Consider the following 16,532-nt stretch of genomic DNA (forward strand, 5'->3'; position numbering starts at 1 on the left):
GATTGATGGCTTACACCTTATTTATCAGTGTATTGAGTCGGTGAATGCTCAATGTAGTCCATGATTTTTTGTTGTTTCTCGGTGCTGTATTTCAGTGCTTCGGCGGTGATCTGGATGGATTGCGCCATCGAAGAGATATTGTTGGTCGCTTTAACCAAGGTTTGTTGCATGGGTTTGAGGATTAGCAGGTAAATAGCGGTTAGGGCGATAATAATTACACCTACAACGGCAACCAACGCGATGATGACTTTGGTTTGGATATCATCGAGCAGCGTTTGGCTTGTCTGCTTAAAGGCGACGCGTGATTGGTCTAAGGCTTGTGGTAGTTGATTGAGCGAGGTCTTGGTTGTGTCTGCGAGCTTGTTGATGCTTTCAACCGTTTGATTAAGAGCCAGCTGTTGGTCGTCGCTGAGGTTAGGATTATTGACGATGGCTTGCAACGATTGTGATATCACCTCGAGTGACTCGTTTGCTTCCTGAGCGTACTTTTCCATGCCATCTAGGTCTAAGGTCATATCGACATTGATCAGTGGGGCTTGTTCTTGTTCTGCTTCAGAAGCAAATCCTGTCAGTGAGACCAACATAAGTGCAATGATGGCCAATGGTGTTTTCCACATGAGTATTCCTTTCTCATTGTTCTGATTATTTAGATGTGTTTTTTAGTATGGTTCACTTCTATTGCTTGTAACGGGTTTATCTTGCCTTTTATTCTCAGTTCTTGAGTTTAACCCGCTAATTTATGGGCAAAAAAATACCCCACCTATATTTAGGCAGGGTATTGATAAGGTGCGAACACTTGATCGTGGCGAGCTAGTCCTTCTATATAGAGATTACTCTGAATCGTTGTGTTCTTCGTCTGCTAACTCATCGATCAGTTGGTCTGCAAGCGCTGGTGCGAACCACTCATCCATCTTGGCACGCAGCTGGTCTACGCCGATGCCTTTCATTGAAGAAAAGACATCAACCGCCACATCTCCACCGAAAGATTTCGCATCGTTACGAATTTTCAGTAGCTGTGCTTTACGCGCGCCACTTTTCAGTTTGTCTGCTTTTGTTAACAAAACTTGCACTGGGATGCGGCTATCGATAGCCCAGTAGATCATTTGTTGGTCAAGGTCTTTCATTGGGTGACGGATATCCATCAATACTACTAAACCTTTCAGGCTTTCACGTCGTTGTAGGTATTCACCTAGCGACTTCTGCCATTTTTTCTTCATCTCAAGTGGTACTTGAGCAAAGCCATATCCAGGTAAATCGACGATATGACAGCCATCCGTTACCTTAAATAGGTTGATTAGCTGAGTTCGACCGGGTGTTTTACTGGTTTTCGCCAAACTTTTTTGGTTTGTAACGCGATTTAGCGCGCTAGATTTACCAGCATTGGAGCGTCCTGCAAACGCAATTTCGATCCCTTCGTCTTCTGGTAAATGACGAATATCAGGTGCACTGGTAATGAAATGCGTGTTTTGATAATGAATTTTTACGCTCACTGTTAACTCCATCTCGACTTTGTGTAGTCGATTGATTACTTTTTTGTGAATTTGTGTAAAATAACCGTGCTCGGCATAAGGTCGCCTATTGTACCATGAGTGGCAACATAGAGTGGTACTGGAAGCTTGATAATTATAATGGAATGTCATGAAGAAATTAGCGCTAATTTTGAGTCTTTTAGCCAGCTGCTCAGTATGGGCTCAAGGTAGTATTGAAGCTGGTAAAGCCAAATCACAAACATGTGTTGCCTGCCACGGTGCTGACGGCAACAGTCTGATCACTCAGTACCCTAAACTGGCTGGTCAACATGAGAAGTATCTAGAGAAGCAGTTAAAAGAGCTTAAGCTAGGTATGACAAGTGGTGGTAAGCAAGGTCGTTATGAACCTGTAATGGGTGCAATGGCGATGCCATTATCTGAAGAAGATATGGCTGACCTAGCGGCATACTACGCATCGCTACCTATCTCTAGTAACTCTACTCCTGAGAATGTAGTAGATGAAGGCAAGGTCCTTTACACTGCGGGTAACGCAGAACGCGGCGTAACGGCGTGTATTGCTTGTCACGGTCCACGTGGTAATGGTACTGAACTTTCTGGTTTCCCTAAAATTTCAGGTCAGCACGCAGATTACATCAAGGCTCAACTTGAAAAATTCCGCGATGGTAACCGTAATAACGACATGAATGCGATGATGCGTGATGTAGCTAAAAAGTTAACAGACGCAGAAATTGATACCTTATCGAAGTACGTTGGTGGTCTACACTAATTTGTCGGTTTCTCGCTCTTAGCCAGAGTGAAGAAATGTACGTTCGAGCGAGATTGAAGAAGACGCCCCGATCAGTAATGGTCGGGGCGTTTTCTTTTGTATTGGTTTTATTAATGCATTTTGCGCTTATGTCTGATTTATCAATGTGTGATCGATTTGTGTACAAAAGTGTGAAGTCGCACTCTTGTAGTCTTTTTGTAACCGGGTAAAGTAACGGCCATCAGCTAGGAGCTGACTTAGATACGGATGATCATCTAGTCTAACGGTATAGACAGAAACGGATCAGGCTAGGACAGCCCAGCAACAAGGTGTTAGAAAAGGATAGCCAAAACTCATCAGGACGATGAACAACAAACAAATTTGGCATGGAAAGCACCAATAACAAATGGAGATTTGTGTACCAAGTTGAGTATGCAAATTTTGGCCGATATAGGCAGATTTAGAGAGCGATAGGTTTTCCTATCGCTTTTTTTATTGATTTGATGAAAAAACACCCAATACCACTCCACTATAAACTCAGTTTCTGGTATGTTTCGCATCCCTGTTTAAGGATGTGCTATGTATACTTGTCCCTTATGCCATCACCAAGGCGTGAATCACTATTTTGAAGACAAACGCAGAGCCTATCTGCAGTGTCAGCAATGTGAACTGGTATTTGTTAAACCTGAACAAAGGTTAGAAGCAAAAGAAGAAAAAGCACACTATGATCTCCATGAGAACGATCCTAGTGATGCAGGCTATCGCCGCTTTTTATCTCGCATCGCGGATCCGCTAACAGACAAAATTTCATCTAACTCACAAGGGTTGGATTTTGGTTGTGGCCCAGGCCCTACGCTATCTATTATGTTAGAAGAAGCCGGACACACCATGGAGTTGTACGATATCTATTACCACCCAGAAACATCTGTGTTGGAAAAAACGTATGACTTTATGACTGCCACGGAGGTGATAGAGCACCTTTATCACCCAGACAAAGTGTGGCAGCAATGGTTGAATTTAGTTAAACCCAAGGGCTGGATTGGTCTTATGACTAAACTAGTAATAGACGTAGATGCGTTTGCTGGTTGGCACTATAAGAATGACCCGACACATGTCGTCTTCTTTAGTCGTCAAACATTCCAGTTTTTGGCAGAGCGGGATAAGCTCGAACTAGAATTTTTTGGAAATGATGTAATTTTACTGAGGAAAGTGCAGTAATGGGTCGTAGTAAGAAATCAAGAAAACCGGGAGCACTTGGCGCTCCGGAGCCTATGGTTACTCGTAACCGTAGTGAATCTGATGTTGAAGGTCGTGAACGTAAGCGTGTTAAAAAACGTAAAGGCCTTAAGTCTGGCAGCCGCCATTCAGATGGTAGTGAAGCAAAACAGCGTAAAGCTGCACAAGCTCGCGACCCACGTTTAGGTAGCAAGAAAAAAATCCCACTGATTATTGAACCAGTGAAGAAGCCGACGAAACAAGAGCGCAAGCTATCTAACGAACAAGAGTTAGAGATGCTTGAGAATGATGCTCAACTGAACACGTTACTAGATCGTATCGAGAATGGTGAAAACCTAGGTGCTGGTCTACAGAAGTTTGTTGATGAGAAACTAGATCGTATCGAACACCTAATGGGCCGCTTAGGTCTACTAGAGCCAGAAGACGATGAAGAAGAGATCTTCGAAGAAGCACCTGTTGCATCTAAGAAGAAAGCGAGCTCTGACGAAGACTTGTTATCTCAATTCGAAGATTTCGACTTAGACAACTTTAAAGGTTAATAGCCAATGAACGTAACCTTATTAGCAATTGCTGGTGGAATTATCATTCTCGGCTTGGGCTCTTACGCAGGTTACCTTCTACTTCAAGTGAAGAAGCAGACGGAGTTGCAAAAGCAGCATCGAGCACTAGCCATTGAAAAACGTAACGCGACGATTTACGAAAACGTAAATACTTTGTGCTTAGCGGGCATTCAAGGGCAATGTGACTTACCTGAGATCAGTATCCGAGTGTGTATCATTATGGATAATGTTCAGGGAGATGAGCGTGTCGATTTTGATTCTGAGTATCCTGCTCTTTCTGAGCTGTACCATATCGTCAAAGATATGGCTCGCGGAGATGAAAGGCAGGAACTGACGAAGAAAGAACGCATGCAGCAGAATCTCACACGCCATAAGGCAGAGACTCGCTTGAATGATGCGGTCATTGAAGATCTGAAAAGGTTGCAAGAGAAGGTTAAGCCTCTCAACAACCAAATTAACATTCAGATGATTTAGTCGCTAAGACTATTTTAAATAGAGGCTTGCTTAATACATGGTGTTTTTGAGATGCGTTTTTTTTGAGACATATAGTTTTAATTCGCATTGTTCTTAATACACCTTATCTTTATGGATAGTGTTAAATGAGCCTTCTTACCTTTTGCACCTTTTTATTTCGGTGCATTGTTAGTGATCAAGCTAGCAGTTCTGAGTTTTTGTCTGAAAAATTGATTTTGTCTTAGAACGACCTTACAGGTCGTGTGGCAAAATAACCCGTCTATATTTTAATGTATGTAAAATGATTTGAGAGACCTTAGGTTCTCGCGGATCTAAATTGGAAGTACCGCTATGTCGAGCAAGCCAGTAACAACGAATCAGCAAATCGTTTGGGACCAAGAAATCTTAAACAAGTACAACTATTCGGGACCTCGTTACACCTCATACCCAACTGCGTTGGAGTTTCATGAAGCGTTTACCGTCGCTGATTACGACATGGCGTGTACTCAATATCCTGAGCGTCCACTCTCTCTTTACGTGCATATCCCGTTCTGCCACAAGCTTTGTTACTACTGTGGCTGTAATAAAGTTATTACTCGTCATTCGCATAAAGCGGATGAGTACCTTGATGTGATTGAACATGAAATCCGCCAACGCGCCTCTTTATTGAATGGCCGCGAAGTGACTCAATTGCACTTCGGTGGTGGTACGCCAACGTTTTTGACCAAAGCCCAAATCACTCGCTTGATGATGATTTTGCGTGATGAATTTAACTTTACGGCTGATGCTGAGATCAGTATTGAAGTTGACCCGCGTGAGATTGAACTCGACGTACTGGATCACCTGCGTAATGAAGGCTTCAACCGTCTGAGTATTGGTGTTCAAGATTTTAATAAAGAAGTACAGAAGCTGGTTAACCGTGAGCAAGATGAAGAGTTCATCATTGCGATGGTTCAGCGTGCCAAAGAGTTAGGTTTCCGCTCAACTAACCTTGACTTGATTTACGGCCTACCGAAGCAGACTCAAGCTTTGTTTGCTGAAACATTGAAGCAAGTGCTTGAAATGAAACCGGGTCGTTTATCGGTATTTAACTACGCTCACATGCCTCAGCTTTTTGCTGCGCAACGTAAGATTAAAGACGAAGACCTACCGGAAGCGAAAGAGAAAATGGCTATCTTACAAGATACCATCGAGACGCTAACGGGTGCTGGTTATCAGTTCATTGGCATGGATCACTTCGCTCTACCTGAAGATGAACTAGCGGTTGCTCAGCGTGAAGGTATTCTGCATCGTAACTTCCAAGGTTACACTACCCAAGGTGAAGCTGACTTAATTGGTTTCGGTGTTTCTGCTATCTCTATGGTCGGTGATGCTTACGCACAAAACCAAAAAGAGCTGAAGAAGTACTATGCTCAGGTGAATGACCTACGCCATGCACTTTGGAAAGGCGTGGTATTAGATAGTGATGACCTTCTACGTCGTGAAGTGATCAAGCAGCTTATTTGTAACTTTAAGCTTGATAAGACGATGATCGAATCTGAGTTCTCGGTTAACTTTAATCGCTACTTCAAAGAAGATTTAGATCTTCTACAAACCTTCATCAACGATGATTTGGTTGAAGTCGATGATAAAGAAATCCGCGTTACTCTGCGTGGCCGCTTGCTGATCCGTAACATCTGTATGTGCTTTGATAAATACCTACGTGCGAAGGCTCGCCAGCAGCAATTCTCTCGCGTTATCTAATAGCTCGATAGAAAATAGAACAATAAAAAATGCCAGCATCATGCTGGCATTTTTGTATCTGACTCATTCGATACTTTGCCTGATTTAGGTGAGGCTTTCTTTGGTGTTTTGTTTAGTATTGACGAGGTCGGTAGGCCATTGCTCAAACGGAACTGGGCGACTGTATAAGAAGCCTTGTGCCTGTGGACATTGCAGTTGTTTGAGGAGTTCAGCCTGTTGTTGTGTTTCAACGCCTTCTGCCACTAAGCTCACTTTGAAGCCCTTGGTGATGTTAACGATAGCCGCGACGATAGAACTGTCTAGGTTCTCTTTATCAAGTTTGCTGACAAAGCTTCGATCAATCTTAAGGCAATCAAATGGCAGTTTATGTAAGTAAGCTAATGACGAATAACCGGTACCAAAGTCATCAATCGCAATTGATATCCCTAGTGCCTTTAGAGTCAGCATATTATCGATGATGATTGGGTCATTATCTATGATACGTGACTCGGTGATCTCTAACGTGAGGTTCTTGGCCGGTAATTTGGTATCACTCAATGTATTTTTGACAAGAGCAACGAAGCCTTTTTCAGTGAGCTGGTCGACAGAAAGGTTAACGTGAATAGAAAAATCTTCACTCCACTTTCCTGACTCTATTGCGATCGCGGTATCTCGACAGGATTTATGTAGAATTTGCTTACCAATGTCGTTAATAAGCCCAGTTTCTTCTGCAAGTGGGATAAACTCCAATGGCGAAACAATCCCTTCGTTTGTAATCCAACGAGCTAAGGCTTCGGCGCCTATGGTGGAGCCAGATTCAAGGTCGATAATCGGCTGATAAAAGGGTTCGAATTGTTGTAACTCAATCGCTTTGTTCATCCGAGCTAACATCGTAGTACGATGCCTTGAGGCCTTGCCCATCTCTGAGCTGTAAATACTGACACTGGTTTTGTCTTGTTTTGCGTTACTTAGTGCAATGCTGCTGTTACGAAGCCATAGCGTAATATCTTGATCGTTAGAGACATGTACAACACCAATTGAGACTTTGATAACCACACTCTCAGATTCCATGGCAAATGGAGAGGCAAAGGTCTGCAATAAGCGATTCGCGAGCAATTGAACGTCATTCTCTTGGGTGACGTTAGGGGCGTAGATAGCGAACTCATCACCACCAGTACGTGCCAATAGATATTCTGATGGCAATATGCCTCTTAAACGAGCCGCTGAGATGATCAGCAATTGGTCGCCATTGTAATGGCCTAGGCTGTCATTAATATCGCGGAAGCGATCAATACCTACTAAGTAAAGGGTACCTTGCTTAGTGTCAGTAATTTTTTGTGCGGCATCGATAAAGCCTTCACGGCTGTACAGTTTGGTCAACGAGTCGTAGGTAAGTTGAGACTGAAGCTGCTTGAACGAAGCTTTTAAATTGTTGGCCATCTCGTTAAAGGCTTCTACCAACATACTGGTTTCGTAGATATGGCCGGATTTCGGCATGCTGCTGTCCCAATCACCCTTGGCGAGATGCTTTGCTGCGTCTGCGGTGGAGGTAATAGGTTGGGTCACGCGATTAAAGGCAATTAATCCTGCAATGACCCCAATGCAACTCAGGGCTAGTCCGATCAACCAACTGTTTCTTTGATTTTCTGGTAATTCACCGAGCAGGTTGCTCTCTGGAATCGATACACCAATAAACCACGTGAGGCCGTGTTCATCCTCATAAGGGGTTATTTGGTTGAAGTATCGCTCGTTGTCTAGGTGAAAGCTAAAGCGCTGTTCACCAAAATTATCGATTAGGTGGAATTGGTCTACGTAACTGGCACTTTCACGTATGACGGGGTTAGCACTCTCTGTTGCCAGTAAGCGTTGTCCTTTATTTGTTTTCCCTGTTCCCCATGAAACTACACTACCCCCGCCGGAGTGCGCGACCAAGCGTTGTTGCTTATCGATGATATAAACAGAGGCATCTGTTCTATCTTTGAGTTTTTTTAGAAACGCATTGAAGGTATTGATCTTGATGTCGCTGACGACGACTGCTTTGAATTCATTATTATCATAGATAGGAGCGAGAGCAGATAAGGTGATGTCTTGGCGTTCGTCAGCATTGGCATAAATTGGTGACCATACTGCCTTTTTCTTTGTCGCAACAGGTGTGTACCAAGGGCGGATTCTTGGATCGTAACCTGAAATCACCGAGCGAATGTCTTCACTAACCTTGCTGCCACGGTAAATGACTAACTGATCATTGGTGCGCTCGTCTTGCACCATCAAGGTGTAGCCTTTGTTGGCTTCTTTTCGGAAACCGACGTAATTGCCATCTTCAGAACCAAAGCCGATTACATCGAGTTGAGGTACTGCAGTGAAATGGTCTGAAAACGTATAAAAAATATAGTCTTGGACCTTACTAAGGTTTCCTGCTTGATACAGATGGTGGTAGCCGATGTTATGGCTGAGTGAGAGGTTTGCGTGAAATGGTTTTTCTAAAAAATTAGACAGGCTTTGATGAACATTATCGGTGAGAGATGTTAGCTGGCGTGCACTAATATCTCTCACCATCTCTTGGTAGCTTTGTTTTTGAGTGAAAACCATTACGCCCATAGTGAACAGAAAAATCATCACGAATGGCAGAACCACTGCGGTTCTCAAGGTAATTTGTGTTTTCAAAGACATCTTTAGCTACAACTTTGGTGGATGGTATACTGTAATTGTACCGACACTATTCAAACCAAGCGATACTTTTTTGGTTAAAAAGTAGCAGCATCGAGAGTCATATAAGGTCTAGTACAGTTCTTTGAGTTTACGAGTTAGGGTATTTCTTCCCCATCCCAAAACCTTAGCAGCATCCTGTTTATGGCCATTAGTATGGTTGAGTGCAGCCTCTAGCAGTATACGTTCAAACTCTGGCAGAGCATAAGTCAGTAGCTCTTTTTCTCCTGAATCAAGCGCACATTTTGCCCAATCAGCGAGCAGTTGTTGCCAATTATCTCCGGTCCCTGAGGTCGTCACTACTTTTTCTTCCAGTAGTTCTGGTGGTAGATCTGAAGGAAGAATCTCACTGCCGCTCGCCATCACGGTGAGCCAACGGCAAATGTTCTCAAGCTGACGCACGTTACCCGGCCAATTCAGCTGATTGAGCTTTAAAATGGTCTCAGGATGCAGTGTTTTCACTTCAACACCGAGCTCTTCGGCGGCTGATGCTAGGAAGTGATGAGTCAGCTTTTCAATGTCTTGTTTACGTTCGCGAAGTGCCGGGATATGGATTCGGATAACGTTGAGTCGGTGGAAAAGGTCTTCACGGAAGTCACCTTCATGCACCAACCGTTCAAGATCTTGGTGGGTTGCGGCAACGATACGAACGTCAACCTTAACTGCTGAGTGCCCACCCACACGATAAAATTGACCATCGGAAAGTACTCGTAGCAGGCGAGTCTGAATATCGAGTGGCATGTCGCCGATCTCATCAAGAAACAGTGTGCCTCCGTTGGCCTGTTCGAAGCGCCCTTGGCGAACGCTGTTAGCACCGGTAAAGGCGCCTTTCTCGTGGCCAAACAGTTCAGACTCGATCAGATCTTTGGGGATTGCTGCCATGTTCAAGGCAATGAAGGGTTTCTTGGCTCTTGGGCTGTGACGATGCAGAGCGTGGGCGACTAATTCTTTACCAGTACCCGATTCACCATTGATAAGTACGGATATGGATGAGCGAGACAAGCGGCCAATAGCTCGAAAAACCTCCTGCATTGCCGGTGCTTCACCGATGATTTCTGGTGCGTTGGTGTCTTCAGCTACTTCACTGGCTTGCTCGCGTTTCTGTTCTTGGCTGTGCGCGATCGCTCGTTCTACGAGAGTCAGTGTTTCATCAATATCGAACGGCTTTGGTAGATATTCAAAGGCGCCTTTTTGATATGCATTCACCGCCGCATCAAGGTCTGAGTGCGCGGTCATTATGATCACGGGCAGGTCGGGAGAGCGTTGGTGAACTTGATGCAACAGCTCAATTCCGTCAATACCTGGCATGCGAATATCAGACACCAATACGTCAGGTGTCTCGCGTTCAAGCGCAAGCAATACGCTCTCGGCATCAGCAAATGTCTCACACTTTATATCCGCGGATGAGAGTGTTTTCTCTACTACCCAGCGGATAGAGCTGTCGTCATCGACGACCCAAACGTATCCCTTACTCATAATTCAATTCCTTTGCAGCCAAATCTATTGTGATAATCATTGTTGTTTTTATGATGTCTTTAATTTTTGTGTTACCGAGTTAAGCCTTTCCTCTCGCAGTCCAATAGCGAGGCTCTTGTAACCTAAATCGGCAGGTAAATCGTGAATGTGGTGCTGCCCGGCCAGCTTTCAACATCAATTTTCCCATTGTGTTGATCGATCAGGTTTTGAGAAATCGATAGCCCTAATCCTGTACCGCCTTCTCGTCCGCTAACCATTGGGTAAAACAGGGTGTCTTTTAAATCATCGGGGATGCCCGGACCGTTATCGCTGATCTCAACACGAGCCGCGAGTTTGTGTCGTTGCCCATGAATATTTGCTTGATGCACCGTTCTGGTGCGAATGGTGATTTTTCCAGAATCCTGAGCCTTTAGAATCTGCGCTGCGTTACTCACGATATTGAGCATCGCTTGTTCAACCTGTGCCGAGTCCATCAAGATGTCCGGTAGGCTAGGGTCGTAATCTCGTTCGATGGCTAGCGTAGAACCCGATTCAAGTTCTACGAGTTGCCTGACTTTCTCAAGTATCTGGTGGAGGTTTTCTTCAGATTTGGTCCCCGGCTTCTGCGGACCAAGCAAGCGGTCGACCAAAGCTCTTAGGCGGTCGGCTTGCTCAATAATGATCTGCGTATACTCATTAAGGGACTGATCAGGGAGCATTTTCCCAAGTAACTGCGCGGCACCTCTTAAGCCACCGAGTGGGTTCTTAATCTCATGTGCTAACCCACGTACTAGCAGCTTAGCCGCTTGTTGTTGTGCATGTTGGTTGAGTTCTTGGCTGAGGCGTCTTTGCTGGTCTATCTTGCGCATCTCAACGAGTAGCAGCGTCTCTCGTTGCCAAGATATTGGGCTAACCGTGACTTCAAGCATCAGTGGGCGGTTATCAACAACAAAGGTAACGTCACTGTCTGTAATGCTCTGGCCACTCTGCAGCGGTTGAGTCAGAAGCGCCAAATCTAATGAGGCGTGTTGGATAAGTTGGCTCAGTGGATGATCAACGATGCGTCGTGCGCTCTGTGAAAAGAGCTGTTCAGCTGCTGGGTTGGCATATCGGACATACAATTGCTCATCGAGCATCAATGTCGAAGTCACCATGTTGTCTAGAATGGCGCTGGAAAGATGATGTGTATCTATGCTGTCGCTTTTGGCTGATCGATTCACTATTTCGTCCTTGAACTGGTGTTTTTTCTCACTGCACCAAATTGGTGCGTAGCTAAGTTCAAGTATGGCGCATATCAACCAGAAGCTAAAGATAATTCATTAGAGTCGCTGAAAGCTGCTTCGATTAGGTGAAAAGTAGAGGTAATTCAGTCTCTTTTAACACATAGGCCTACTTGAGCGTCGCTCGATGTAAATACACGGTGACTGGACTAGTAGATGCAATAAGCTTGCCGCTTCTATGTGCTTGAATTGCAATGGTGTGAGTACCTCGTTCGATACCTTTTAATTCCCAAATAGGTTGGGTCTGTGGGGCGCCATATCGACGGCCATCGAGTACTAATTGTAATTGCTCCCCAATACCAAGCTTTCGGTTGAGCTCTATCTGAATCGGGATTAAGCCGCGGTTGCTACGAATGGTTTGATCATGAACTGGATTCAACAGGGTGAGGGCTAATTGAGTGGGAACCTCGCGTTCTGTGGCTTCTGTTTCTGCCTGAGTTTTAGCTGGCGTTGCTGTTTTAGTTGTAGATGAAGTTGCGGCGTCAACGGGAGTCGAGGCCTCAAATTTAGGCGCAGGTGCTGAAGCTTGCACATCTGGCAGGCGAAGAGCCTCGGCATCTTGAGCACTAGGGTTATCACTAAAGTGGAGCACGCCATCTTCATCTACCCAGGTATACACTGTTTGAGCTGAGCATGAGAGTGCGACTGTTAACCCGATCAGGAACAGTATGTTTTTCATATCTTTAGCCTCTTTTTCATCGTTAGATGATTTCACGTTTGGCGTTGGTTTTGTTATTGATTTTATTGTATTTAGCACGACAGCCTCTAAGGGCTTTTGTTTAAGATATGGTACGAGGAAGGAGCGGGAGGGAGAATATAAAAAAGGCCCGCCTGCGAGGCGAGCCTAATATTTAGTCTGTGATTCTTACAAGGTTGCAGTAAGAAATAGCTTATTTCTACCGGAGATTAAACTGAGTAGTACAGTTCAAACTCAAGTGGGTGTGTAGCCATGTTCACGCGTTGTACGTCGTCAGATTTCAGAGTGATGTAAGAATCGATGAAATCGTCAGAGAATACGCCACCAGCTGTTAGGAACTCACGGTCTTCGCTAAGCGCTGCTAGAGCTTCTTGTAGAGATTCTGCAACTGTTGGGATTTCAGCTGCTTCTTCTGCAGGAAGGTCGTATAGATCTTTATCCATAGCTTCACCTGGGTGAATCTTGTTCTTGATACCGTCAAGACCAGCCATAAGCATTGCTGAGTAGCATAGGTATGGGTTAGCTGCTGGGTCACCAAAACGTAGCTCGATACGACGTGCTTTAGGGCTTGGTACTACTGGGATACGGATAGAAGCAGAACGGTTACGTGCTGAGTAAGCAAGCATTACAGGTGCTTCGAAACCAGGTACAAGACGCTTGTACGAGTTAGTTGACGGGTTAGCAAACGCGTTGATTGCACGAGCGTGCTTGATTACACCACCGATGTAGTAAAGAGCCATTTCAGATAGGCCGCCGTACTTATCACCAGCAAACAGGTTAACACCGTCTTTTGCTAGAGATTGGTGAACGTGCATACCAGAACCGTTGTCACCAACTAGTGGCTTAGGCATGAATGTCGCTGTTTTACCAAATGCGTGAGCAACGTTGTGTACAACGTACTTGTAGATTTGAGTTTCATCAGCTTTCGCTGTTAGCGTGTTGAAGCGAGTAGCGATTTCGTTTTGACCCGCAGTTGCTACTTCGTGGTGGTGAGCTTCAACAACTAGGCCCATCTCTTCCATTACTAGACACATTGCTGAACGGATGTCTTGAGATGAATCTACAGGAGCTACTGGGAAGTAACCGCCTTTAACGCCAGGACGGTGACCTTTGTTACCGCCTTCGATGTCAGAACCTGTGTTCCAAGCTGCTTCTACGTCATCAATCTTGAAGAAAGAACCAGACATGTCGTTTGAGAACTTAACGTCATCAAATAGGAAGAATTCTGGCTCTGGACCAACTAGAACTGTGTCTGCGATACCTGTAGAACGTAGGTATTCTTCAGAACGTTTAGCAATAGAGCGTGGGTCACGGTCGTAGCCTTGCATTGTTGCAGGCTCAAGGATGTCACAACGGATGTTTAGCGTTGCGTCTTCTGTGAATGGGTCCAGTACAGCAGATGCTGCATCTGGCATCATTACCATGTCAGATTCGTTAATGCCTTTCCAACCAGCTACTGAAGAGCCGTCAAACATTTTGCCTTCTTCGAAGAAGTCTGCATCAACTTGGTGAGAAGGAATAGAGATATGCTGCTCTTTACCTTTTGTATCAGTAAAACGTAAGTCGATAAATTTAACTTCGTTCTCTTGGATCAGGGATAGTACATTTTCTACTGACATCTTGGATAACCTCCAGTGTTATTAATTCGGTATTAGCTCGATTCGGTTGAAACTAGCATTGATTAATGTCTATAAGTGCATTAATCGATGCTGATTTATCTATAGCCAAAAACGTGCCAAAAAAATTATTCCATTAATTTCAATGATTTACTTGTTTGCTAGGTTTGCTTAGCCTAGTTTTTGCACCAAAATGATCTCTGATTGCACTTTATTGGTGCAATTGTTTTTCTGTGCACCAATATGAGACATAAGCGAGCACCATTCAGCAATGAATTGCTCAAGTTGTCAATCCACTTTTGTTATTTTGCGGGAGATTCGGCTCACCACTCGCAGGTGATGCTTTTTTAGAATCCTACGAATTTGGCTAATCAACACTGTACTGAGTCAAAGTTAAGCGGATATGAATCGCTAATAAAGAAAAAAGCCTTGGTTCAGATCACATATTTCTGGGTTTTTGTCTAGAATCTGGTATATTATTGACCGTTTTTTAAATCAAGCTAGTGGCATTTATCCAGTTGTTGGTTATGTGCGGCTACTTTTATGAGTGAATCGAGAATCCATGTCTACTCCACAGATTGATAAGTTAAGAAATATCGCGATCATCGCGCACGTTGACCACGGTAAAACGACTTTGGTTGATAAACTGCTACAACAGTCAGGCACTCTTGAGTCTCGTGGTGAAGCTGAAGAGCGTGTCATGGATTCGAATGACATCGAAAAAGAGCGTGGCATTACCATTCTTGCTAAGAACACAGCAATCAACTGGAATGATTACCGCATCAACATCGTAGATACTCCGGGACACGCGGACTTCGGTGGTGAAGTTGAGCGTATCATGTCTATGGTTGACTCTGTTCTGCTTATCGTTGACGCAGTTGATGGCCCAATGCCTCAAACTCGTTTTGTAACGCAAAAAGCATTCGCACACGGTCTTAAGCCAATCGTTGTAATCAACAAGATTGACCGCCCAGGCGCTCGTCCTGATTGGGTTATGGATCAAGTATTCGACCTTTTCGACAACCTAGGTGCTACTGATGAGCAACTAGACTTCACCGTTGTTTACGCTTCAGCTCTAAACGGTTGGGCAACAATGGAAGAAGGCGAGACTGGTACAGACATGGAACCATTGTTCCAAGCTGTTGTTGATACAGTAGACGCGCCTGCAGTTGACCTTGACGGTCCTCTACAAATGCAAATTTCGCAACTTGATTACAGCTCTTACGTAGGTGTTATCGGTGTTGCTCGTGTTACACGTGGTTCTGTTAAGCCAAACCAACAAGTAACGATCGTTGGTTCTGACGGTAAAAAGCGTAACGGTAAAGTCGGTACAGTCCTTGGTTACCTAGGTCTTGACCGTCACGAAGTTGAGCAAGCTAACGCTGGCGACATCATTGCAATCACTGGTCTTGGTGAACTAAAGATTTCAGACACTATCTGTGACCAAAACAATGTTGAAGCAATGACTCCGCTTTCTGTTGACGAACCAACAGTAACAATGACGTTCCAAGTAAACACTTCTCCGTTCGCGGGTAAAGAAGGTAAGTTCGTTACTTCACGTAACATCCTTGAGCGTCTAGAAAAAGAACTAGTACACAACGTTGCACTACGTGTTGAAGAAACTGATAACCCAGATCGCTTCCGTGTTTCAGGTCGTGGTGAGCTTCACCTATCTATCTTGATCGAAAACATGCGTCGTGAAGGCTTCGAGCTAGCTGTATCTCGTCCAGAAGTTATCATCAAGAAAGACGAAGATGGCAACCTAACTGAACCGTTTGAAACTGTGACTATCGATGTGCTTGAAGAGCACCAAGGTGGCATCATGGAAAACATCGGTCTACGTAAAGGTGAGCTAACTGATATGTCTCCAGATGGCAAAGGCCGTGTTCGCATGGACTTCATGATGCCTTCTCGTGGTCTTATCGGTTTCCAAACTGAGTTCCTAACTCTAACGTCTGGTTCTGGTCTTCTTTACCACTCATTTGATCACTACGGTCCTCACAAAGGCGGCGTAATCGGTCAACGTAACAACGGTGTTCTTATCTCGAACGCAACGGGTAAAGCTCTGACTTACGCACTATTCAACCTACAAGAACGTGGTCGTCTATTTGCTGAGCACGCGGATGAAGTATACGAAGGTCAAATCATCGGTATTCACAACCGTTCAAACGACCTGACAGTAAACTGTCTGAAAGGTAAGCAGCTAACGAACGTTCGTGCATCTGGTACTGATGAAGCACAGGTTCTTTCGCCACCTATCCGTCACACTCTAGAGCAAGCTCTTGAGTTCATCGACGAAGACGAACTAGTAGAAGTAACGCCAGAAAGCATCCGTATCCGTAAGAAGCTTCTTACGGAAAACGAGCGTAAGCGCGCAGCACGTCCAGCTAAGGCTTAATTGCCAGCTGACTAGCTTCTAGCTAAGTAAATAAGAAAGCCCTGAGTAGCCAAGCTGCTCGGGGCTTTTGTTTTTTTAGCTAGCTAAGATACGAGTAAACGAGATGCGGGTTACGAAGAGCGTATTCGATATCTACTTGGCGAATCGCCCTTCCAGAATCGAGGAACGAGATAT

13 protein-coding genes are annotated in these 16,532 nt (G+C 44.6%); 6 read left to right on the forward strand and 7 right to left on the reverse strand.

Annotated elements, in window-relative coordinates; all coding sequences use genetic code 11:
* Positions 1-17: 17 nt before the first annotated feature.
* Both OCV56_RS00490 and yihA read right to left on the reverse strand, forming a co-directional pair.
* On the reverse strand, positions 18-617 hold the full coding sequence (locus tag OCV56_RS00490; RefSeq protein ID WP_086711601.1) for a GTP-binding protein: 600 nt from the start codon (positions 615-617) through the stop codon (positions 18-20).
* A gap of 213 nt (positions 618-830) precedes the next feature.
* On the reverse strand, positions 831-1,490 hold the full coding sequence (gene yihA, locus OCV56_RS00495) for a ribosome biogenesis GTP-binding protein YihA/YsxC (RefSeq protein ID WP_017631972.1): 660 nt from the start codon (positions 1,488-1,490) through the stop codon (positions 831-833).
* A 148-nt stretch (positions 1,491-1,638) separates the two neighbouring features.
* On the opposite strand from yihA, the gene OCV56_RS00500 reads away from it, so the two are divergent.
* The 5 genes from OCV56_RS00500 (at position 1,639) to hemN (ending at position 6,227) form a co-directional block, all read left to right on the forward strand.
* Entirely contained in the window at positions 1,639-2,256 is a 618-nt protein-coding gene (locus OCV56_RS00500) for a c-type cytochrome (protein WP_086711603.1), read from the forward strand.
* Positions 2,257-2,814: 558 nt separating this feature from the next.
* Positions 2,815-3,453: a class I SAM-dependent methyltransferase gene (locus tag OCV56_RS00505; RefSeq protein WP_086711605.1), complete on the forward strand. Its 639-nt coding sequence runs from the start codon at positions 2,815-2,817 to the stop codon at positions 3,451-3,453.
* A complete protein-coding gene (yihI, locus tag OCV56_RS00510) occupies positions 3,453-4,010 on the forward strand; it encodes a Der GTPase-activating protein YihI (RefSeq protein WP_086711606.1) in 558 nt (185 codons plus the stop codon). Before OCV56_RS00505 ends, yihI begins: the two co-directional genes overlap by 1 nt.
* A 6-nt stretch (positions 4,011-4,016) precedes the next feature.
* Positions 4,017-4,505 (forward strand): DUF2489 domain-containing protein, encoded by a 489-nt coding sequence (locus OCV56_RS00515; RefSeq protein WP_086711608.1) that lies wholly within the window; start codon positions 4,017-4,019, stop codon positions 4,503-4,505.
* A 330-nt stretch (positions 4,506-4,835) separates the two neighbouring features.
* Positions 4,836-6,227, forward strand: coding sequence for an oxygen-independent coproporphyrinogen III oxidase (hemN, locus tag OCV56_RS00520; protein WP_086711611.1), 1,392 nt, complete (start codon positions 4,836-4,838; stop codon positions 6,225-6,227).
* A gap of 84 nt (positions 6,228-6,311) precedes the next feature.
* On the opposite strand, the gene gepA is transcribed toward hemN, so the two are convergent.
* The 5 genes from gepA to glnA all read right to left on the reverse strand — a co-directional run bounded on the left by gepA (position 6,312) and on the right by glnA (position 13,963).
* On the reverse strand, positions 6,312-8,876 hold the full coding sequence (gene gepA / locus OCV56_RS00525; protein ID WP_086711614.1) for a phosphodiesterase GepA: 2,565 nt from the start codon (positions 8,874-8,876) through the stop codon (positions 6,312-6,314).
* A 108-nt stretch (positions 8,877-8,984) separates the two neighbouring features.
* Positions 8,985-10,388: a nitrogen regulation protein NR(I) gene (gene glnG / locus OCV56_RS00530; RefSeq protein ID WP_086711616.1), complete on the reverse strand. Its 1,404-nt coding sequence runs from the start codon at positions 10,386-10,388 to the stop codon at positions 8,985-8,987.
* 122 nt (positions 10,389-10,510) lie between these two features.
* A complete protein-coding gene (glnL, locus tag OCV56_RS00535) occupies positions 10,511-11,587 on the reverse strand; it encodes a nitrogen regulation protein NR(II) (RefSeq protein WP_190960474.1) in 1,077 nt (358 codons plus the stop codon).
* Between the two features lie 169 nt (positions 11,588-11,756).
* A complete protein-coding gene (locus tag OCV56_RS00540; protein WP_086711619.1) occupies positions 11,757-12,326 on the reverse strand; it encodes a DUF4124 domain-containing protein in 570 nt (189 codons plus the stop codon).
* Positions 12,327-12,553: 227 nt separating this feature from the next.
* Positions 12,554-13,963: a glutamate--ammonia ligase gene (gene glnA, locus OCV56_RS00545; protein ID WP_019826498.1), complete on the reverse strand. Its 1,410-nt coding sequence runs from the start codon at positions 13,961-13,963 to the stop codon at positions 12,554-12,556.
* A 559-nt stretch (positions 13,964-14,522) separates the two neighbouring features.
* Here glnA and typA point away from each other — a divergent pair.
* Complete coding sequence (gene typA / locus OCV56_RS00550) at positions 14,523-16,358, forward strand: translational GTPase TypA (RefSeq protein WP_086711625.1); 1,836 nt, start codon at positions 14,523-14,525, stop codon at positions 16,356-16,358.
* The last annotated feature ends 174 nt before the right edge of the window (positions 16,359-16,532 follow it).

Source organism: Vibrio gigantis (genome assembly GCF_024347515.1).
Lineage (GTDB): Bacteria > Pseudomonadota > Gammaproteobacteria > Enterobacterales > Vibrionaceae > Vibrio > Vibrio gigantis.

Bases quoted from the DNA above. Each gene is read 5' to 3' on its own strand.
- glnG (WP_086711616.1), bottom strand. From the start codon at position 10,388: ATGAGTAAGGGATACGTTTGGGTCGTCGATGACGACAGCTCTATCCGC.
- OCV56_RS00515 (WP_086711608.1), top strand. From the start codon at position 4,017: ATGAACGTAACCTTATTAGCAATTGCTGGTGGAATTATCATTCTCGGC.
- OCV56_RS00505 (WP_086711605.1), top strand. From the start codon at position 2,815: ATGTATACTTGTCCCTTATGCCATCACCAAGGCGTGAATCACTATTTT.
- glnA (WP_019826498.1), bottom strand. From the start codon at position 13,963: ATGTCAGTAGAAAATGTACTATCCCTGATCCAAGAGAACGAAGTTAAA.
- hemN (WP_086711611.1), top strand. From the start codon at position 4,836: ATGTCGAGCAAGCCAGTAACAACGAATCAGCAAATCGTTTGGGACCAA.
- OCV56_RS00490 (WP_086711601.1), bottom strand. From the start codon at position 617: ATGTGGAAAACACCATTGGCCATCATTGCACTTATGTTGGTCTCACTG.
- gepA (WP_086711614.1), bottom strand. From the start codon at position 8,876: ATGTCTTTGAAAACACAAATTACCTTGAGAACCGCAGTGGTTCTGCCA.
- OCV56_RS00500 (WP_086711603.1), top strand. From the start codon at position 1,639: ATGAAGAAATTAGCGCTAATTTTGAGTCTTTTAGCCAGCTGCTCAGTA.
- typA (WP_086711625.1), top strand. From the start codon at position 14,523: ATGTCTACTCCACAGATTGATAAGTTAAGAAATATCGCGATCATCGCG.
- OCV56_RS00540 (WP_086711619.1), bottom strand. From the start codon at position 12,326: ATGAAAAACATACTGTTCCTGATCGGGTTAACAGTCGCACTCTCATGC.
- yihI (WP_086711606.1), top strand. From the start codon at position 3,453: ATGGGTCGTAGTAAGAAATCAAGAAAACCGGGAGCACTTGGCGCTCCG.